This window comes from Lentzea sp. NPDC036949 (assembly GCF_055608075.1).
Genome location: NZ_JBVJRA010000004.1, coordinates 599,935 through 619,068, shown reverse-complemented (window position 1 = coordinate 619,068; position 19,134 = coordinate 599,935). Strand labels below are relative to the sequence as shown.

14 protein-coding genes and 1 tRNA gene are annotated in these 19,134 nt (G+C 71.6%); 7 read left to right on the top strand and 8 right to left on the bottom strand.

The features are described 5' to 3' along the window. Positions 1-134: 134 nt before the first annotated feature. The 3 genes from otsB to ACZ7CD_RS15450 form a co-directional block, all read right to left on the bottom strand. On the bottom strand, positions 135-2,666 hold the full coding sequence (gene otsB, locus ACZ7CD_RS15460) for a trehalose-phosphatase (RefSeq protein WP_360385313.1): 2,532 nt from the start codon (positions 2,664-2,666) through the stop codon (positions 135-137). A 45-nt stretch (positions 2,667-2,711) separates the two neighbouring features. Further along, a complete protein-coding gene (locus tag ACZ7CD_RS15455; RefSeq protein WP_360386613.1) occupies positions 2,712-4,145 on the bottom strand; it encodes an alpha,alpha-trehalose-phosphate synthase (UDP-forming) in 1,434 nt (477 codons plus the stop codon). A gap of 69 nt (positions 4,146-4,214) precedes the next feature. Beyond that, positions 4,215-5,522, bottom strand: coding sequence for a threonine/serine exporter family protein (locus ACZ7CD_RS15450; RefSeq protein WP_470369589.1), 1,308 nt, complete (start codon positions 5,520-5,522; stop codon positions 4,215-4,217). Positions 5,523-5,821: 299 nt separating this feature from the next. On the opposite strand from ACZ7CD_RS15450, the gene ACZ7CD_RS15445 reads away from it, so the two are divergent. Together ACZ7CD_RS15445 and mgrA are read left to right on the top strand one after the other, a co-directional pair. Next, positions 5,822-5,894, top strand: a tRNA-Thr gene (locus ACZ7CD_RS15445). 303 nt (positions 5,895-6,197) lie between these two features. Then, positions 6,198-7,226, top strand: coding sequence for an L-glyceraldehyde 3-phosphate reductase (mgrA, locus tag ACZ7CD_RS15440; RefSeq protein ID WP_458429608.1), 1,029 nt, complete (start codon positions 6,198-6,200; stop codon positions 7,224-7,226). Positions 7,227-7,346: 120 nt separating this feature from the next. Here mgrA and ACZ7CD_RS15435 read toward each other — a convergent pair whose 3' ends face one another. Together ACZ7CD_RS15435 and ACZ7CD_RS15430 are read right to left on the bottom strand one after the other, a co-directional pair. Next, positions 7,347-8,747 carry a sensor histidine kinase gene (locus ACZ7CD_RS15435; RefSeq protein ID WP_470379110.1) on the bottom strand — a complete coding sequence of 467 codons (1,401 nt, stop codon included), beginning with the start codon at positions 8,745-8,747 and terminating at the stop codon, positions 7,347-7,349. After that, positions 8,744-9,442 carry a response regulator transcription factor gene (locus ACZ7CD_RS15430; RefSeq protein WP_360385321.1) on the bottom strand — a complete coding sequence of 233 codons (699 nt, stop codon included), beginning with the start codon at positions 9,440-9,442 and terminating at the stop codon, positions 8,744-8,746. The genes ACZ7CD_RS15435 and ACZ7CD_RS15430 overlap by 4 nt, the downstream gene beginning before the upstream one ends. 143 nt (positions 9,443-9,585) lie before the next feature. On the opposite strand from ACZ7CD_RS15430, the gene ACZ7CD_RS15425 reads away from it, so the two are divergent. The 3 genes from ACZ7CD_RS15425 to ACZ7CD_RS15415 are packed head-to-tail and all read left to right on the top strand — an operon-like array spanning position 9,586 to position 12,196. Further along, entirely contained in the window at positions 9,586-10,944 is a 1,359-nt protein-coding gene (locus ACZ7CD_RS15425) for a ferredoxin reductase family protein (protein ID WP_470379109.1), read from the top strand. An 11-nt stretch (positions 10,945-10,955) separates the two neighbouring features. Continuing rightward, complete coding sequence (locus tag ACZ7CD_RS15420; RefSeq protein ID WP_470379108.1) at positions 10,956-11,450, top strand: FMN-binding protein; 495 nt, start codon at positions 10,956-10,958, stop codon at positions 11,448-11,450. A 2-nt stretch (positions 11,451-11,452) separates the two neighbouring features. Then, positions 11,453-12,196: an FAD:protein FMN transferase gene (locus tag ACZ7CD_RS15415; protein WP_360385325.1), complete on the top strand. Its 744-nt coding sequence runs from the start codon at positions 11,453-11,455 to the stop codon at positions 12,194-12,196. A 309-nt stretch (positions 12,197-12,505) separates the two neighbouring features. Here ACZ7CD_RS15415 and ACZ7CD_RS15410 read toward each other — a convergent pair whose 3' ends face one another. Next, positions 12,506-13,540 (bottom strand): ADP-ribosylglycohydrolase family protein, encoded by a 1,035-nt coding sequence (locus ACZ7CD_RS15410; protein ID WP_470369583.1) that lies wholly within the window; start codon positions 13,538-13,540, stop codon positions 12,506-12,508. A 103-nt stretch (positions 13,541-13,643) separates the two neighbouring features. On the opposite strand from ACZ7CD_RS15410, the gene ACZ7CD_RS15405 reads away from it, so the two are divergent. After that, positions 13,644-16,409 (top strand): AfsR/SARP family transcriptional regulator, encoded by a 2,766-nt coding sequence (locus ACZ7CD_RS15405; RefSeq protein WP_360385329.1) that lies wholly within the window; start codon positions 13,644-13,646, stop codon positions 16,407-16,409. A 139-nt stretch (positions 16,410-16,548) separates the two neighbouring features. Here ACZ7CD_RS15405 and ACZ7CD_RS15400 read toward each other — a convergent pair whose 3' ends face one another. Beyond that, positions 16,549-17,313, bottom strand: a complete 765-nt coding sequence (locus ACZ7CD_RS15400; RefSeq protein ID WP_458429603.1) for an SGNH/GDSL hydrolase family protein — start codon at positions 17,311-17,313, stop codon at positions 16,549-16,551. A 215-nt stretch (positions 17,314-17,528) separates the two neighbouring features. Here ACZ7CD_RS15400 and ACZ7CD_RS15395 point away from each other — a divergent pair, with 215 nt between their 5' ends. Then, positions 17,529-17,927 carry a hypothetical protein gene (locus ACZ7CD_RS15395; protein ID WP_470379107.1) on the top strand — a complete coding sequence of 133 codons (399 nt, stop codon included), beginning with the start codon at positions 17,529-17,531 and terminating at the stop codon, positions 17,925-17,927. A 185-nt stretch (positions 17,928-18,112) separates the two neighbouring features. On the opposite strand, the gene ACZ7CD_RS15390 is transcribed toward ACZ7CD_RS15395, so the two are convergent. Continuing rightward, positions 18,113-19,129, bottom strand: coding sequence for an N-acetylglucosamine kinase (locus ACZ7CD_RS15390; RefSeq protein ID WP_360385333.1), 1,017 nt, complete (start codon positions 19,127-19,129; stop codon positions 18,113-18,115). Positions 19,130-19,134: the final 5 nt, after the last annotated feature.

Below are 19,134 nucleotides of genomic sequence, written 5' to 3'. Positions count from 1 at the left end.
CGGCCTGGGCGCACCTGGCGAAGGGGGACCGGATCTCGCTGCTGGGCCGGTCACCGGGGACAGCGACGGTCATCGAAAAAGTGCCGCCGCGGCCGTAGGAGCACGGCCGCGGCGGCACTTGCGAAGAAGATCCCCTACTGCGACAGCAGCTGCGCGCACCTGATCAGGCCGAGGTGCGAGTACGCCTGCGGGTGGTTGCCCAGCGAGCGTTCCGCGATCGGGTCGTACTCCTCCGGCAGCAGGCCGGTCGGGCCGGCCGCGGCGACGATCTGGCCGAACAGCTCCTCGGCCTCGGTGCGCCTGCCGGTGAGCAGGTACGCCTCGATCATCCAGGCGGCGCAGAGGTGGAAGCCGCCCTCGTCGCCCGGCAGGCCGTCGTCGCGGTGGTAGCGGTACACCGTCGAGCCGGAGCGCAGCTCTGCCTCGATGGCGGTCACCGTCGACTGGAACCGCTCGTCGGCCGGGTCGATCAGGCCGGACAGGCCGACGAACAGCGAGGCCGCGTCGAGGTCGTCGCCGTCGTAGGCCGTGGTGAACGACTGGACCTCGTCGTTCCAGCCGTTCTTCAGCACGTCGGTGGCGATCGTGTCGCGCAGCGGCACCCAGGACGGGTCCAGCTCGCGGCCGAACTGCTCGCCGAGCTTGATCGCGCGGTCGATGGTCAGCCAGCACATGACCTTCGAGTACACGTGGTGGCGCGGCGCGTGCCGTTCCTCCCAGATGCCGTGGTCGGGCTCGTGCCAGCGCCGCGACACCGCTTCGGCCATCGCCTGGACCATCGTCCAGTCGGCGTCCGACAACGACCCGCGGGCCGAGGCCAGCTGCACCACCAGGTCGACGACCGGGCCGAACACGTCGAGCTGCACCTGCTGGTTCGCGAGGTTGCCGACGCGCACCGGGCGGGAGCCCGCGTAGCCGGGCAGTGTGTCGATCACGGCCTCGGCGCCGAGTTGCGTGCCGTGCAGCGTGTAGAGCGGGTGCAGGCGCTCCGGGCCCGGGATGGTCTCCAAGACGCCGTGCAGCCAGCCCAGGAAGCCGTCGGCCTCCGCGAACGAGCCGACCGACACCAGCGCGGCGGCGGTCATCGCGCCGTCGCGCAGCCAGCAGTAGCGGTAGTCCCAGTTGCGGACGCCGCCGAGCTCCTCCGGCAGCGACGTGGTCGCCGCTGCCATGATCGAGCCGGAGTCCTTGTGCACCAGGCCGCGCAGCGTCAGCGCCGAGCGCAGCACGAGGTCCGTCTGCACCTTCGGCAGGTTCAGGCCCGCCGCCCAGTCCGACCAGTAACCGGCCGCGCGGTCGCGGCGGACCGACTCGCCCAGCGCGTGCTCGGAGATGTCGTCGGTGCCGCAGCGCAGCTCCAGCAGCACCGGGGCGCCCTCGCGGGGGCGGACCACGGCGCGTGCGGTCTCCTGCACGCCGTCCGAGGTGATCTCCCAGTCGACGCCGGGGGAGCGCAGCACCATCGGGTCGGAGGTGCCGACCACGCGCAGGCCGTCGCGTTCGCGGATGAACCTGACCGGCACCTGGCCGAACTCCGGGCGCGGGGCGAACGTGATCACCGCGTTCGTCGAGCCGGAGATGCGCCGCACCAGGTCGGTGCGGTGCGAGGCGAGGTCGTGCTCCAGGTAGTCCGTGACCAGCAGGCGCGACCAGCGGGTCTCCACGATCATCGTGCCCGGCAGGTAGCGCTGGCCCAGCGGCAGCGACCCGTGCTCCGGCTTGATCGAGAAGTGGCCCGCGGCCGGTCCGCCGAGCAGGTCCGCGAAGATCGCGGCCGAGTCGGGCTCCGGGTGGCACAACCAGTTGATCTTGGCGTCCGGGGTCACGAGGGCCACGGAACGCTCGTTGGCGAGCATGGTCAGGCGCTCGATCGGCACGGCCTGGTCGCCGTGCAGCCACGCGCGCCGTTCCTCCAGCAGGAACGCCAGCACCGTGGCCACGTCGGACGGGTCGTCGACCAGGTACTGGGCGAGCGACTCGCCGGCGCCGACGCGGATGCCCACGTCAGGGCCGGTCAGGCGGGCGAACGCCTTCTCGTCGGTGACGTCGTCACCGAGGAAGATCGCGGCGGTCGCACCGACCTGGTGGCGCAGGATGTCGAGGGCGTGGCCCTTGTTGGTCTCGACGACGGCCAGCTCGATGACGGCCTTGCCCTCGGTCACCTGCACGCCGTCCCACGTGCACGGGCCGGAGCGCACGGCGTCGAGGACGGCCTCGCCGATCTCCTCGGACGCGGCACGGCGGACGTGCACGGCGACGGAGGCCGGTTTGACCTCCAGCTGCACGCCCTCGTGGCCGTCGACGATCTCGTCGAGCTCGGCCTCGATGCGCCGCAGCAACGCCTTGGCGTCGGCGTCGAGCGCGTGCACGAAGCCGACGTCGAACTCGGAGCCGTGGGACCCGACGAGGTGGACCTCGCCGGGCAGGCGGGACAGGGTGGCCAGGTCGCGCAGTGCGCGACCGGAGATCACGGCCGACGTCGTCTCGTGCAGCGACGCGAGTGAACGCAGCGCGTTCACCGACTCCGGCAGCGGACGGGCCGCCTCCGGGTCGCTCACGATCGGCGCGAGTGTTCCGTCGTAGTCGCTTGCGACCAGCAGTCGCGGGGTACGGGCCAGCTGCACGATGGCGCGGCGCAGGTCGGCGGGGAGGGCCTCGGCGGTCAACGCCCCTCCTGGAGCACTCGATGGGTCAAGGGGATCTGAAAGGATTCAGACCGAGGTCTGCGTGCCCAGCGCCTCCAGGAACGACCTTGCCCAGCGGTCAACGTCGTGGGTGAGGACTTGGCGGCGCAGCGCGCGCATCCTACGGCGGCCTTCGGCGGGATCGATGTCGAGGGCGGCCTGCAATGCGTTCTTGACACCGTCCAGATCATGGGGGTTCACCAGGAACGCACTGGTCAGTTCAGCGGCTGCACCGGCGAACTCGCTGAGCACCAGAGCTCCACCAAGATCATATCGGCAGGCCACGTACTCCTTGCAGACGAGGTTCATGCCGTCCCGAACGGGCGTGACGACCATGACGTCCGCCGCGCTCATGAACGCGACGAGCTCCTCGCGGTTCACCGACTGGTGCAGGTAGTGCACGACGGGCTTGCCGACCCGCCCGAACTCGCCGTTGATCCGGCCGACCGACTGCTCGATGTCCTTGCGCATCGTCACGTAGTGGTCGACCCGCTCCCGGCTGGGCGTGGCCAGCTGGACCATCGCGACGTCCTCCGGGTCGACCCGGCCGTCCGCGATGAGCTCGTAGAGGGCCCTGATCCGGACGTCGATGCCCTTGGTGTAGTCGAGCCGGTCCACGCCCAGCAGGATGCGCTTCGGGTTGCCGAGGTCCTCGCGGATCTGCTTCGCGCGGGCCTGGGTCTCCTTCTTGCGCGCGACCGCGTCGAGGCCGGCGCTGTCGATGGAGATCGGGAACGCGCCCACGCGCACCGTGCGGTCACCGACCTGGACCACACCCGGCCGGGTGCGCACGCCGACGGTGCCGCGGCTCGGCTCCAGGCCCACCAGGCGCCGGGCCAGCCACAGGAAGTTCTGCGCGCCGCCGGGCCGGTGGAAACCGACCAGGTCGGCGCCGAGCAGCCCGCGGATGATCTCCGTGCGCCACGGGAGCTGCATGAACAGCTCGACCGGCGGGAACGGGATGTGCAGGAAGAAGCCGATCTTCAGGTCGGGCCGCTGCTCGCGCAGCATCGCAGGGACCAGCTGCAGCTGGTAGTCCTGCACCCACACCGTCGCGCCCTGGGCGGCCACCTTCGCGGTCGCGTCGGCGAACCGCTGGTTGACCTTCACGTAGGCGTTCCACCAGTGTCGGTGGAACGCCGGCTGCGCCACGACGTCGTGGTAGAGCGGCCAGAGGGTGCCGTTCGAGAACCCCTCGTAGTAGTCCTCGACCTCCTTGGCCGACAGCGACACCGGGTGCAGCAGCAGGCCGTCGTCCTCGAAGGGCGACACGTCGGCGTCGGCGACCCCCGGCCAGCCGACCCAGGCGCCGCTGTGTGAGCGGAGGAACGGTTCGAGCGCGCTGACCAGCCCGCCGGGGCTGTGCTTCCACCGTTCGGTTCCGTCGGGCAAGCGCTCCAGGTCAACCGGCAGCCGGTTGGCCACGACTACGAATTCCGCCCCGTTCTCGCCAATGTCCATGCTCACATTTCTGAGGCTAGTGCGGTCGCGCTCCCTCGGCGTGTCGTGTAACCCCCGTCACATCGGGTTTCACTCCAACCGACGCTTCGTGGGTTTGAGCGGACCGGACATGCGCGGACCAGCGAACTTGCGCTCCAAACGGCCCAGTCCGGTGCGCACCGGCTGCGCCAGGTACTCGCCGAACACCACCCCACCGGCCAGGGCGAGAGCAATGCCACTCGCGAACACGAGCGTGCTCAGCCCGGCCGGGTCGCCCTCCGCGGTCAGCTGGAACAGGCCGCGGTAGGTGGTCCAGCCCGGCAGCAGCGGCACCACGCCCGCCTGCACCACGACCAGCGTCGGAATGCGCAGCCTGCGGGTCATCGTCGCGCCGCCGAACCCGGTGATCGCGGCCGCCACCGCCGACGCGAGCAGCGCGTCCACCCCGAAGCTCGTGGCGAGGCCGTAGGAGGCCGTGCCGATCGCACCGGACACCGCGGCGGCCACCAGCGCACGCGGCCGGGCATAGCAGGCGAGCGCGAAGAACGCACTGGTCGCCGCGCCTGCCGCGAACTGCATCGGCACCGCCGAGATCAACGCGGGCAGCGGGTCGCTGAGCCGGATGGGCAGCCCGAAGTGGACGGCCGTGCGGATGGCCAGCGCGACGCCCGCGATCAGACCGGCGCTGAGCAGCACGGTCTCGACGGTGCGCCCGGCGGCCGTGACGTTGTAGCCGGAGATCGCGTCCTGCACGGTGCTGACCAGCGCCAGCCCGGACAGCAGCACCACGATCCCGACCGCGACCAGCAGACTCGGCCGCACCGCGGGCAGCAACCCGGTCCAGTACACGGTCAGCGCGGCCCCCGTGGCGAGCGCGCCGCCGACCAGCTGCTGGAAGAAGAACGGCAGCGCGCGCCGGTTCAGCACCCGGCCGACCCGGTCGATCACGGCCGTGACGACGGCCGCGGTGATCACGAGCGACAGCCCGCCGCCGACCAGGAACGCGACCGAGGCCGCCATGCCGGCCCACGCGGCCGTGGCGACCCAGCGCGGGTACGGGTGCGGGGCGTTGGTGATCTGCTCGAGCTCCGAGTGCGCCTCCTCGATCGGCCCGAGGTTGCGCACCAGGTGCTCGACGGCGGCGAGCCGGGTGTAGTCAAGGCTGCGCTGCCGCACGACGCGGACGGCGGTGATCGGTGGTGCGGCCGTTCCCCGGTGGCACGACACGCTGATGGAGGTGTAGATCACGTCGACCTCGGTGTGCGGGAGCCCATAGCTCTCCGTGACCGAGAGGATCGTGGCTGTCACGTCCGCCGCGCCGGCTCCGCTGGCCATCTGGACCTCGCCGATCTTGAGAGCGAGATCGAGTACCAGGTGAACCGTGGTGTCGTCGGGCAATGAGGGACCGTGCAGGTTGTTCGGGTAAATCGCGCGCACCTCCGTCGTGTGATCGTGGGAAGTTCTCGTGCCGTTGCTGTGGCGTCGGCCACCTCCGATCGGGCGACCCGAAAAGGAGGACATGATCACTGTCCGTTGGTTACCCTCCTGACCTGGTCAAGGCGAGCGGTTCGGCGCTTTGCGCCACTCAGTTGGTTGGTCCGCCTCCGGTCGGAGCAATCCGATCACACTGAGAGCAGACCGTTCGCCGCAGGTAGCTCCCGCAACGGGCGCTTACGATGTTCGCGAACACGAGCCAGGCCGGCGTAGCTCAATCGGCAGAGCACTCGCCTTGTAAGCGAAAGGTTAGGGGTTCGATTCCCCTCGCCGGCTCTTCGACAACGGGGGTTCGCCCAGGTGGGCGGGCCCCTGTCGCATTCACGGGAGGCACTTCACCGGCTATTGCGAGCGGGTTCGGTAATGGCTCCGGCACACAGCGTGGCGAACCGCCGATTGCGGTTCCGCATGCCGCCGACGGCCTGGTCCGTTCGCCAGTTCGGCGCCTGGTGTGCCTTCGGGGCGCGGGACGGGAATGGCGAGATCGGCCGCAAGACTGATCCTGTTCACCGGTGAACAGGCCGTGACCGCCCATTCATGTCCTGCTCCGTCCTACTGGGACGTGACATTGTGAGCATCATGTCCTACCTCGCGGATAGCGCGCGCTACGACCAGATGACCTACCGGCGCACGGGACGCAGCGGCCTCAAGCTGCCCGCCATCTCCCTCGGCCTGTGGCACAACTTCGGCGGCGACCGGCCGTACGAGTCCGGCCGGGGCATCGCGCGCAGGGCGTTCGACCTCGGTGTCACGCACTTCGACCTCGCCAACAACTACGGACCTCCCTACGGCTCCGCGGAGATCACGTTCGGGCAGATCCTGAAGGACGACCTCCGGCCGTACCGCGACGAGCTCGTCATCTCCACGAAGGCCGGCTACGACATGTGGCCCGGCCCGTACGGCGAGTGGGGCAGCCGCAAGTACCTGCTGAGCTCGCTCGACCAGTCGCTGACCCGCATGGGACTGGATTACGTCGACATCTTCTACTCGCACCGGTTCGACCCGGAGACGCCGCTGGAAGAGACCATGGGCGCGCTCGTGTCCGCGGTGCAGCAGGGCAAGGCGCTCTACGTCGGCATCTCGTCGTACTCGCCGGCCAAGACCCGCGAGGCGGCCGAGCTGCTGCGCAGCGCGGGTGTGCCGCTGCTGATCCACCAGCCGAGCTACTCGATGCTCAACCGCTGGATCGAGCCGGAGCTGCTGGACACCCTGGAGGAGGTCGGCGCCGGCTGCATCGCGTTCTCACCGCTCGCCCAGGGCATGCTGACCGACCGCTACCTCGACGGCATCCCCGAGGGCTCGCGCGCCACGCAGGGCAAGTCGCTGTCCACGGACCTGCTCTCCGAGGAGAACCTCGGCCGCATCCGGTCGCTCAACGAGATCGCGAAGTCGCGCGGCCAGTCGCTGGCGCAGCTCGCGCTGACGTGGACGATCCGCGACCCGCGGGTCACCTCGGCGTTGATCGGCGCGTCGTCGGTCGGGCAGCTGGAGCAGAACCTCGCCGCCCTGCAGGCCCCGCCGCTGACCGACGACGAGCTCGCCGAGATCGACAGGTACGCCGTCGAATCGGGCATCGACCTCTGGGCCCCTTCGTCACAAGCCGAGTGATCCCCCGGCACGCGGGACTCCCGCGTGCCCCTCTGGGCGCCGAGCTCCCAGGCCGAGTGACCGAACCGCACGCGGGGAGCTTTCGTACTCTCTGAGAGTGCGAAAGGGCCCCGCGTGCCGTCAGCGGTGGCGGGGGAGGCGGATTGTGAAGATGGTCGAGCCGGGGCGGCTGGCGAGGGTGATGGTGCCGCCGTGGGCGTGCACGAGCGACTGGACCACGGCGAGGCCGAGGCCGGAGCCGCCGCGCTGGCGGGTGCGGGAGTCGTCGACGCGGTAGAACCGGTCGAAGATCCGCGCCTGGTCCGCCTCCGGAATTCCGGGGCCGGTGTCGGAGACCCTGATCACCGCCGAGCCGTCCTCTGCCGTCACCCGCAACGACACCAGCGTGCCGGGCGGGGTGTGCACGGCCGCGTTGGTCAGCAGGTTGTCGAGCACCTGCCGCAACCGGGTCGGGTCGGCGGCCATGGTCACGGTGTCCGCGTCGACCTCCAGCCCGTGCGTCGGACGGGCCGCCCGGAACGCGTCGGCGGCCGCGTCCGCCACGACCGCCAGGTCAAGCTCCTCGACGCGCAACGGCGGCTCGGTCGCCGCGGAGTCCAGGCGGGCCAGCAGCAGCAGGTCGTCGAGCAGCACGCTCATCCGCGCCGCCTCCGACCGCAGCTTCTCCAGGTGCTGCTCGCGTTCGCCCGGCTCGTTGGCCGCCGCGTACCGGAAGAGGTCCGCGTAACCGCGCAACGACGTCAGCGGCGTGCGCAGCTCGTGCGAGGCGTCGGCGATGAACCGGCGCAGCCGCTGCTCGGCGGCCGTGCGCGCGGCCAGCGACGAGTCGATGTGCGCCAGCATCGTGTTGAACGCCTCGCGCAGCTCCTCGACCTCGACCCCGCCGCCGGCGCCGTTCACCCGCACCGCCAGGCGGTTCGAGTCGGTCAGGTCGTGCGAGGAGATGTCGTGCGCGGTGTCGGCCATGTCCGACAACGGCCGCATGCCCTTGCGGATCAACGCCTGACCGCCCACGACCAACGCGACCAGCGCGGCCAGGAACGCGATCACGCCGACCGTGATGAGCTGCGACAGCGTGCCGTCCCTGTCGTCCATCGGGGCACCGCTGACCAGCACGATCTCGTCCTTGACGATCTGGCACGCGCGCAGCCGGAACTTGCCGTCGCCGCGCAGGTACTCGGTCTCGAACGTGTCCCCGTCCAGCGCCTTCCGCGCGAGCGCGTCGAACTCCGCGCGGTCGGCGGGCTGCTGGTCACCGGGCTGGGGCCGCAGCTCGCCGTCCTGCTTCACGTAGACGACCGCGTACCAGTCCGGCGGGATCTTGCCGACCCGCCAGTGCGCCTTGACCTCGTTGGCAGCGCCCTGCTGGCTGATCGCCATCTGGTCGTCGAGCCGCCGGTCGAGGAACGTCTGCATCGAGGCGACCATGACCCAGCCGACGATCACGAACACCGTGAGCGCCAGCGCGCCGAGTGCGAGTGCGAGGCGGGTGCCCAGCCGCCACCGGCTCAGCGGCTTCATTCCGCTGCTCGGCGCAGCACGTACCCCACGCCGCGCACGGTGTGGATCAACGGTTCGCGGCCGTCGTCGAGCTTGCGGCGCAGGTGCGAGATGACCAGCTCGACCACGTTGGACCGGCCGCCGAAGTCGTACTCCCACACGTGGTCGAGGATCTGCGCCTTGGTCAGCACGGCGGGGGAGCGCCGCATCAGGTACCGCAGCAGCTCGTACTCGGTCGGCGTCAGCGTGACGAGCTTGCCGCCGCGGCGGACCTCGCGGGTGTCCTCGTCCAGCACCAGGTCGGCGACCTTCAGCACCGACCGCTTCCACGACGGCCCGGTGGAGCGCCGCAGCACCGCCCGCAGCCGGGCCATCAGCTCCTCGACCGAGAACGGCTTCACGAGGTAGTCGTCACCACCGCGGGTGAGGCCCGCGACCCGGTCCGCGGTGCCGTCGCGCGCGGTCAGGAACACCACCGGCACCATCGCACCGGCCGACCGCATCCGGTCCAGGACCGTGAAGCCGTCGAGGTCGGGGAGCATCAGGTCGAGCACGACGATGTCCGGCTGGAACTCGGCTGCCGTTCTGAGCGCGTCCTCGCCGTTGTGCGCCGTCGAGGCCGTCCAGCCCTCGTAGCGCGCGACCGTCGCGACCAGGTCAGCGATGTGCGGCTCGTCGTCCACGACGAGCAGTCGAACCGAGTTGCCCTTGTCCACGTGCTCATGGTGCGTCACCTGGTGCCCCGCCCGCTCGATCGACAGGAAGTCGACAGCCCGGGCAAAGCGGGGCCACAGCTCGGACGCTGAGGATCGAGGAAGACCACCGAGATCGACGAGACCGCCCGACCGAGGAGCCCACCGTGACGACCACCCTGCAGCCTCCCGCGCGGCCGGCCGCTGCCGGGCGTGCGACGCCGCACAGGGCGCTGGCCAAAGCCGGCCTCTACGTCTTCCTCCTGGCCAACGCGGCGTTCGTCACCTACCTGTTCAACGCGGCCGGCGTCGGCTCGAACAAGCTGGTCAACCTCGGCCGGCTGACCGGGCTGTACGGCGCGCTCGCGATGGCGTTCCAGCTGCTGCTGATCGCGCGGCTGCCGTGGCTCGACCGGCGGCTCGGCATGGACAAGCTCACCTCGTGGCACCGCTGGGTGGGCTTCACGATCTTCTGGATGCTCGTCGGGCACCTGACGTTCATCGCCTTCGGCAACGCGGGCCCGGACGGCCCGGTCGCGGAGGTCGTCCGGCAGGCCACCGAGCTCGAAGGCATCCTCCGCGCGCTGGTCGCGTGGGTGGTCATCATGGTCGTCGGCGTGGTGTCCGCCCGGTTCGCCCGGCGCCGGATGGCCTACGAGACCTGGCACTTCATCCACCTCTACACCTACGTCTCGATCTTCCTCGCGTTCACGCACCAGGTCGCGGTCGGCAGCACGTTCCGCAAGTCCGAGCTGGCCACCGCCTACTGGTGGGCGCTGTGGACGTTCGCGATCGGCGCCGTTGTCGCCGGCCGGCTCGTGCTCCCGCTCTGGCGCAACCGGCGCCACCGGTTCCGCGTCGCCGCCGTGGTGCCCGAGGCGCACAACGTCGTCTCCGTCTACGTCGAGGGCAGGGACCTCGACCGGCTCGGTGCGAAGGCGGGCCAGTTCTTCCTGTGGCGCTTCCTGACCAAGGACCGCTGGTGGCAGGCCAACCCGTTCTCGCTGTCCGCGGCACCGAACGGCAAGTACCTGCGCCTCACCGCGAAGGCACTGGGCACCGGCAGCGCCGACCTCCGCAACGTCCGGGTCGGCACCCGCGTGTTCGCCGAGGGCCCGTACGGCGCCTTCACGACCATGCACCAGACCAGGCCGAACGCGCTGCTCGTCGCCGGTGGCGTCGGCGTCACGCCGATCCGCGCGCTGCTGGAGGAGATCAAGGGCCACGTCGTGGTGCTGTACCGGGTGAGCGACCCGCGCGAGGCCGTGCTGCTGCGCGAGCTCGAAGGCCTCGCCCGCTCCAAGGGGGCGGTGCTGCGGCTGGTCACCGGTTCCTCCGGGACCACCACCGCCAACGGGCCGCTGCTCGGCCCGGAGAACATCGCCGCGCTGGTCCCCGACGTGGCCGACCGCGACGTGTTCATCTGCGGCCCGAACGGCATGACCGACGCCGTCGTCCGCAGCCTCGACGAGCTGGGAGTGCCGTCGGGTCAGGTCCACGCCGAGCGCTTCGCGCTGGCCGACTGAGAGGGTTGGACGTGAAGAGGGCGATCCCCGCACTGGTGCTCAGCGTCGCCGGACTCGTGCCGGTGTGGCTGTACCAACCCGGCGCGGCGCACGAGGGTGAGATCAACGAGGCCGCCGCCGCACCGGAGACCCCGGCGCAGGGCCAGGCCCCGCCGACGACGACCGCACCCCGGTCGACCGCGCCGCAGACCGGGGCGCCCAGGACCTCCGCCGCCGCGCCGACGACCCAGCCGCAGCAGCAGGACCAGGCCAGGACCGTCTCCGGGCCCGCGGTGCAGACCGACGAGGGCACCGTGCAGGTCCAGGTCACGTTCCAGGGCACGAGGATCACCGACGTGAAGGCGGTGCGGGCACCCAACTCCAACCCGACCAGGACGGCGCTGCCGATCCTGCGCCAGGAGGCGTTGAAGGCCCAGAGCGCCGACATCGACACGGTCTCCGGTGCCACCGCGACCTCCGAGGGCTACAAGCGGTCGCTGCAGGCCGCGCTCGACTCGGCGAGGTAGGGGTGCGAACCCTGCGACGCGTCGAGCAGATCATGGGCCTGCCGATCTCGGTGGACCTGCGCGACGGTGACGACGAGCTGGCCGAGCTGGTGTTCGCCTCACTGCGGGATGCGGACGCGCGGTTCTCGCCGTTCAAGCCGGACAGCGAGGTCTCGCGGCTCGACCGGGGCGAGCTCACCGCGCGGGAGCTCACCCCCGACCTCGTCGAGGTGCTCGACCTGTGCGACTGGTATGAGACCTCGACCGGCGGCGCGTTCACGGCGCGGGTGCCGGGCCGCGGCCTCGACCCGTGCGCGGTCGTGAAGGGCTGGGCCGTGCAGCGCGCCGCCGACCTGCTGCGGGCCGCCGGGGCCGGGCGGTTCTGCATCAACGCGGGCGGCGACGTCGTGGTCGCCGGCGAGCCGGAACCCGGAAAGCCTTGGCGCGTCGGCGTTCGGCACCCCGACCAGGCCGACGCGCTGTGCGCTGTGCTCGGCGTGCGCGACGGAGCCGTTGCCACGTCGGCGTTGTACGAGCGCGGGCAGCACATCCTCGACGGCCGCACCGGCGAGCCGGTGCGCGGGTTGCTTTCGGTCACAGTCGTCGCGGCCGACCTGGCGATCGCGGACACCACCGCCACCGCGGCGTTCTCCCTTGGGAGAGAAGGGATCGAGTGGGCTGCCGCGCAGCCGGACTGCGAGGTGCTCGTCGTCGACGAAGATCGGCGGGTGCACCGGAGTCCTGGACTTCCGGTACACATCTGTTAACATCCCGGCACAACGGGGCTTTGATCTCCGGGGCACATTTCGTTGATCAAGAGCTGACGCGGGGCTCGCGCTCGGGGTGAGACCAGGCCAGCTGTCGACCAACACTCGTGCGAAACGGTCTTGGGTACGCGCTATTCGGGAGCGCGCACCCAAGACCTTTTCTGTGTTCGTCGGCGCTCGCTCGCTCGCGCGGCGAGTTCGTCGAGAAGCCGGTCGTCCGCCCGACTCGCTCGCACCGAAATGGGCTTCGCCGATTCCGGCACGAGCGGGTGACCGGACGACCGGCACGAACTCGCACAACGTTTCCGGTCAGACGTAGCGGTGTTCGTCGAACTCGGCGTTCACCGCGGACCGGCCGAGGTCGCGGCCCATCGTGTCCAGCACGTCCACCAGCTCCAGCCCGACCAGCCAGTCCCGCGGCAGCGCGTCGGTGCCGTGCAGCGCGCCGAGGACGTTCCCGGTCAGCGCCGCCGTCGCGTCACTGCCGCCGGAGTGGTTGGCCGCGGCCCGCATCGCGTCGACGAACTGCACCGGCTTCGGGTGCGTCAGCACGGTGTAGACGGCGATGGCCAGCGCCTCGGGGCCGGTCCAGCCGCTGCCGAGCCGGTCGACCCGCACCGGGGTGGCGCCGTCGTGTTCCTCGGCCAGCACGACCGCGCGGGTCAGCACCGTCGCCGTGTACGTGTCGTCGCGCAGCACCCGGCCGATGACCTGGTCGATCGCCTCGCGCAACGGGCGGCCCTTCACCGCGAGCAGGTGCACCAGCAGCGCCAGCGCGCCACCGGAGACCCAGCCGCCGGTGCCGCCGTGGGTGAGCGCCGCGAACCGGCAGCCCAGGTCGTAGGCGATGGCCGCGGACGGCGCGAAACCGGCGGGCGCGGTGCGGGTGACGCCGTTGCAGCCGGAGGACTCGTTGTGCGGGTTCTCCGGAGTGGACGGTGTCTCGGCGGCCAGCGCGCGCAGGCACGTCAGACCGGGCGAGCGGCTCTCGTAGAGCCGTTCGTCCGCCAGCAGCCCCACCGCGTTGTGCTCGGGGGCCGGTTGCTGCTGGGTGACCAGCCAGCGCCGGTAGCTGTGCCAGACCATGTCCGACGGCTGCCACTCGCCGGTGTGCTTCCCGCGCACCCAGGCGCGCAGGTACCCGTCGGCGGTGAAGAGCGTCAGCTGGGTGTCGTCGGTGACCAGGGCGGGCTTCGGCGGCGCCAGTACGCCCTCGGTGCCGTGTTCGCGCTGGATGTCCGCCCAGCCCAGGTACTGCACCGGTGCGCCGAGCGCATCACCGAGAGCGCCGCCGAGCAGGCACCCGGCGCCGCGGTCAACCACGGAGTTCGGATCTCGCGGCACGGGTGAACAGTAGCGTCCCGCCGACTCGGGCCGCACTTGTATCTGAGACCAGCGGCGGCCCACCTGTACAAGCAACGAGGTCAGGAGCACTTGAGGGAGGGGCATGCGGAGCAAAACCGGACTCGAGTTCGGCGTGCTCGGTCCACTCCAGGTGCTCGCGGACGGCCGGGTGGTCACGCTCGGCCGCCGCGGCATGCGCGGTCTGCTCGCGATGCTGGTGGTCGAGGCGAACCGACCTGTCTCGATCGACCAGATCGTGGACGCGCTGTGGACGGACGCGCCGCCGGCCACGGCCCGCACGATCGTGCACGGCTACGTGTCACGGCTGCGCAGGGTGCTGGAGGAGGCCGACCCGTCAGGCTCCGCGAAGATCCGCACCACGCCGACCGGGTACCAGCTGACCGTCGACCCGTGGCGCCTCGACCTGCACCGCGCCCGGCAGCTCGTGGCGTCGTCGCGCGGCAAGCCCGCCGCCATCAGGGCGGGCTTGCTGCGCGAGGCCCTCGGGTTGTGGCGCGGGCCGGTGCTGGCGGACGTGCCGGGCGACCCGCTGACCTCCGACCTGGAGGAGCTGCGGCTCTCGGCGCTGGAGGAGCGCATCGAGGCCGAGCTGGAGCTGGGCCGCCACCTGGAGCTCGTCGGCGAGCTGCGCGGGCTGTGCACGGAGTTCCCGTTCCGCGAACGGCTCGTCGCGCACAGCATGCGCGCCCTCTACCGGTCCGGGCAGCGGGCCGACGCGCTGGAGGCGTACCAGCGGTTCCAGCGCCGCGCGGTGGACGAGCTCGGTCTCGACCCCGGACCAGAGCTGCGGCTGCTGCAGGAGCAGGTGCTGCGCGACGACCCGGCGCTCAGCCTCCTCGGCGCGGTCGACAGCCGGCCGGTGGCGCCCCGCGCGGGCATCGTCGCACCGGCGCTGCTGCCCGCGTCCGCGTCGCGCCTGTTCGGCCGGGACGACGACCGCAGGTGGCTCGACAACGTCTGCGCGACCAGGAACCTGCTCGCGACGACGGTGGCCGTGCTGACCGGTCCGCCCGGCGTCGGCAAGAGCGCCCTCGCGATCACGTGGGGGCACGAGAACAGCGAGATGTTCCCGCACGGCGTGCTGTTCGCCTCGCTCGGCGACGCCGAACCAGGCGAGGTGCTGACCCGGTTCCTGGTGGCGCTGGGCGTGCCCGCCGACGGCGTTCCCGTCGCCGTGGAGGACCGCATCGGGCTCTACCGCTCCCTGCTCAACCGCCGCCGCGTGCTCGTGGTCCTCGACGACGCGACCGGGTTCGACCAGGTCCTGCCGCTGCTGCCGCCGGGCTCCGGCTCGGTGGTGCTGGTGACCTCCCGCAGCCGGATGGAACGGCTCGTCGTCACCAACAGCGCGCGGGTGCGCAAGCTCGGGCCGTTGGCAGAGGAGGCCGCACGCGCACTGCTCGACGACGTGCTCGGCCGGCCGCTGTCGACGGAGGACCCGGTCGCCGCGCGCAAGCTCGCCGAGCTGTGCGGCGGTCTGCCGCTGGCGCTGCGGGTGGCCGCGGCCAAGCTGGTGATCAGTCCTGGGTGGACGGTCGAGGAGCTGGTGGGGGAGCTGGCCGACGACGGCCACCGGATGCGCGGCCTGGACCTGCCGGAAGCGGGCGTGGGGGTGTCGCGGGCGCTCGACCTGTCGACCCGCGACCTGCCCTCCGAGCTGAGCCAGGTGTTCACCTCCGTCGGCCTCGCGCCCGGCCGCTGGATGTCCTCGCACGCCGTCGCCGCGCTCACCCGCATCCGGGTCGAGTCGGCGCGGGACCGGCTGGAGCGGCTGGTCGAGGTCAACCTGCTGGTCGAACCGTGGCCGGACGGCTTCACGATGCACGAGCTGGTGCGCCTGTACGTGCGCGGCTCCGGCCGCGCGGACGTGGACTCGTTGCGGCGCCTGGTGAACTACTACCTCGTCGCCTGCGACCACGTCCGCCGCGCCATCCGGCCGGCCCGCGACGGCCTGGACTTCGCGCTGGGGGACAACGGGTCCACGTCGCTGCCCGGCTACGACGACCCGGTCGCGTGGTTCGACCGGGAGTGGCCGAACATCGTCGCGGTCGTGCACGCCGCCGCCGAGTCCGGCCTGCACGACCAGGTCTGGCAGCTGGTCCGGATGCTGCACCCCTACGCGACCGTGCGCGCGTTGACCGGCGAGTGGCTCGCGCTGGTCGGTTTCGGCACGGCCGCCGCCGAGGTCACCGGCAGCCGGCTCGGCCAGGTCCTCATGCTCGACACCACCTACGTCACGAACGCCCGGCTGGGCCGCCCGGTGCTGCTGCCCGACGCCCGCCGCGCCCACCGCCTGGCCACCGAGCTGGGTGAACGCCAGTACCTCGTGCTGACGCTCGCGCAGCTCGCGGACGTGCTGTTCCGGCTCAAGCAGCACGACGAGGCACTGCTGCACTTCTGGGAGTCCGTGCAGCTCGCGCAGCAGTCCGGTGACCTGGTCGGCGAGGGCCACGGCCTCAACAACGTCGCCCAGGTCGAACAGGCCCGCGGCCGCGTCGACGTCGCCCTGCGGCACCAAGCGCACGCCGTGGACGTCTACCGCCGCTCCGGCGACCAGCCCGCACTCGTCGACGGCCTCGCGAACCTCGCGGAGCTGCACCTGCAGGCGGGCCACCTCGACGACGCGGAGGCACTGGCCCGCCAGGCCGTTGACCTCGCCGCCGCCGCGGCGATGACCTACACCGAGGGCTTCGCCAGGCAGGTGCTGTCCGGGGTGCTGCTCCAGCGCTCGGAATGGGGTGCGGCCTCAGCGGAGCTGACCGCGGCGCTGCGGCTGTTCGCGCAGGTCAACTCGGCCCGCGTGGTGGAGGTGCGGGCCGCCCTGGACGCGTTGTCGTCCGAGGTTTAGCGGGCGTTTAGTCGACTGGTCCCAAAAAATGGGATGTTGGACGTGCAGGCCGCCGAGTGGGGGAATCACCGAGGGGGCGGCGCCTGCACCGAAGAGGGCCGACCGGCATTCGGGGGAGAGTGCCGGTCGGCCCTCGACGTCACTGCAGGTTCTCCTCGGAGCAGCGGACCAGCGGCAGCAGCTCCGGCCGCTTCGGCGCCAGACCGTCCCCCATGGACTCCCCGCGCAGCTGCCGCCCGATCCACGGCACGACGTGCTCCCGCGCCCACTTCAGGTCGGCCTTGCGCTGGGTCACCCAGTCCGCCTGCTCCAGCACCGGCCACGGCACGTTCCACGCGTGGTCGTCCGCGAGCCCCAGCACCTCGTACGCCTTGAGCGCCACCCGCTGGTGCCCCTCCGGTGACAGGTGCAGCCGGTCCGCGCTCCACGCGCGACGGTCGTGCAGCACGTGCATCGCCCACAGGTCCACCATCCGGCAGTGGTACCGCTCGGCGATCGACCACAGGTGCGTGTTGTAGATCGCGATCTTGCCCCGGATGCTGCGCAGCAGCGGGGTCGACCGCGTGTCGAACCCGGTGAAGATGACGACGTCGCTCCCGGCGGCCCGCAGGTCGGCGACGGCCACCTCGTACACCTCGGCCAGCGCGTCCGGGTCGCTGTTCGGCACGAGGATGTCGTTGCCGCCCCCGCAGAACGTCACCAGGTCCGGCTTGAGCGAGATCGCGAGCGGCACCTGCTCGTCCACGATCTCCTGCAGCATCTTGCCCCTGATCGCGAGGTTGGCGTACCGGAACTCCGGTGCCCGACGGGCGATCATCCCCGCCAACCGGTCCGCCCACCCGAGATAGGTGTCCCCTGGACCGGGATCGTCCATCCCCTCGGTGAAACTGTCCCCCAGGGACACCAGACTGTTCCAGCGCAGCACAACAACCCCCTTTCACCCGCGGCTCCCGTTCGCGGCGACTGGTCAGCATGCACAACCGGCCACCGGTTACGCCACCGTCGGTTGCGGCAGCCCGGGACTCGACGCAGTGGGTGATGATCCTTTTACCACTCGATCGAGCGAAGCTTGAGGCGGTTCAGGGGGATTCGTCTCTTCCGGTCGCTAGCTTCTGCCGGGTGCGTTCGGTTTTGCCGCTTCCGTCCGTCTCCCTGGGTGTCGCACTCATCACAGCCGCGATCTTCGCCGCAGCGGTGCTGAACCCGGCCCAGGAGACCGCCACACCCCCGTCCGCCCCGGAGGCCGCCGCACCGACCGAGGGCGGCACCCGGCCGCCGATGGAGTTCACGCCCTCACCGGCCGCGACCACGCGGCCCGCTCCCGCACAGCCCACCACCGCCCGGCGTGCCCCCGCGCGGCCCGTGACGCCGCCACCGCACTCCAACCCCGTGGTGCGTCCCGTGGCCCCCACCGCGCGCAGGGCCGTGCCCACCGTGCTGCCGTCGGTGGCGCTGCCGCCGCTGACCTCTCCGCCCGTCGCGCCCTGGCGGCGGACACCGGCTCCGTCGCGGCGCTGACCGTTCCCGCGGCCGGAGCCGGGAACGACGACGGCCCCCGCGGCGACATCGGCGCGTGACGCCGCTGCGAGGGCCGTGGGCCTTCCCGAGGAGAAGCGCCGCCGCCGTTGTCAGCTCCCCCTCGGGAAGGGGTCTTGGGACCGTCTCAGGGGGCGCCGCCGCCGGTCCGCCCCCTGAGACGGGGTCTAGTGGCCGCCCACCGCGACCGCGGAGTCCACCGCGGGCAGGTGGTCGTCGTACGCCGACCGGAGCCGCAGCTCCGCACCCGGTGAGGCGCCGATGGTGTCCAGTCCGAGCAACGCCGCCCCGACGACCGGCGGCAGGTCCACGACCCGCACCTGCGCGAGCGGCGCGACCTCCAGCACCCGCGACCGCACCGGCCCGAGCACCGCCTCACCGGTGCCTGTCATCACGCCGCCGCCGAGCACGACGTCGACGGGTTCGCCGAGCAGGTCGAGCTTGCGCAGCGACACCGTCGAGAGCAGCACGATCTCCTCGACCAGGCGGTCCACCACGGCCTGCGCCACGGCGTCACCGCCGCCCGCCACCTCGAACAGGATCGGGCAGAGGACGTGCGGGTCGAACTCGACCTCCTGGAAGTGCAGCTTCTCGACCACGGCGGCGATCGACCGCTCGCCGTAGTGCGCGAGCAGCGCGGGCAGCAGCTCCGTGCCGGCACCGCGACCGTCCTCTGCGCGCACCGCCAGCCACAGCGCCTGCTCACCCAGGTGACCGCCACCGCCCCAGTCACCGGAGATCTGGCCCAGCGCGGGGAACCGGTGCGTGCGGCCGTCGGCCGCGACGCCCACCGCGTTGATGCCGGCACCGCACACGACCGCGACACCGACACCGGAGGCCGTGCCGGAACGCAGCAGCGCGAACGTGTCGTTGCCGACGACGACGGACTGCGACCAGCCCCGCTCGGTGATCGCGCGGGTCAGGTCCTCCTCCTCGCGCGGCAGGTCCGCGCCCGCCAGGTAGGCGGCTGTGTGCGTGGCGATCGGTTCGTCGGGGTCGAGGCCCGCCAGGGCCGCGGCCTCGCGTGCCAGACCTTCGAACACGTCGAGTCCGCGTTTCATGCCGACGGTCTGCGGCGGCGCACCCGGCCCGCGCACCTGCGCGAGCACCCTGCCGTCCGCGTCGACCAGCAGCACAGCGGTCTTGCTGTTGCCGCCGTCGATCGCGAGCACCCGGTCCGTCATCGTCG

Coding starts and splice junctions, on each gene's coding strand:
- ACZ7CD_RS15455 (WP_360386613.1), bottom strand. CDS start 4,145: ATGGACATTGGCGAGAACGGGGCGGAATTCGTAGTCGTGGCCAACCGG.
- mgrA (WP_458429608.1), top strand. CDS start 6,198: ATGTCCTACCTCGCGGATAGCGCGCGCTACGACCAGATGACCTACCGG.
- ACZ7CD_RS15435 (WP_470379110.1), bottom strand. CDS start 8,747: ATGAAGCCGCTGAGCCGGTGGCGGCTGGGCACCCGCCTCGCACTCGCA.
- ACZ7CD_RS15405 (WP_360385329.1), top strand. CDS start 13,644: ATGCGGAGCAAAACCGGACTCGAGTTCGGCGTGCTCGGTCCACTCCAG.
- ACZ7CD_RS15390 (WP_360385333.1), bottom strand. CDS start 19,129: ATGACGGACCGGGTGCTCGCGATCGACGGCGGCAACAGCAAGACCGCT.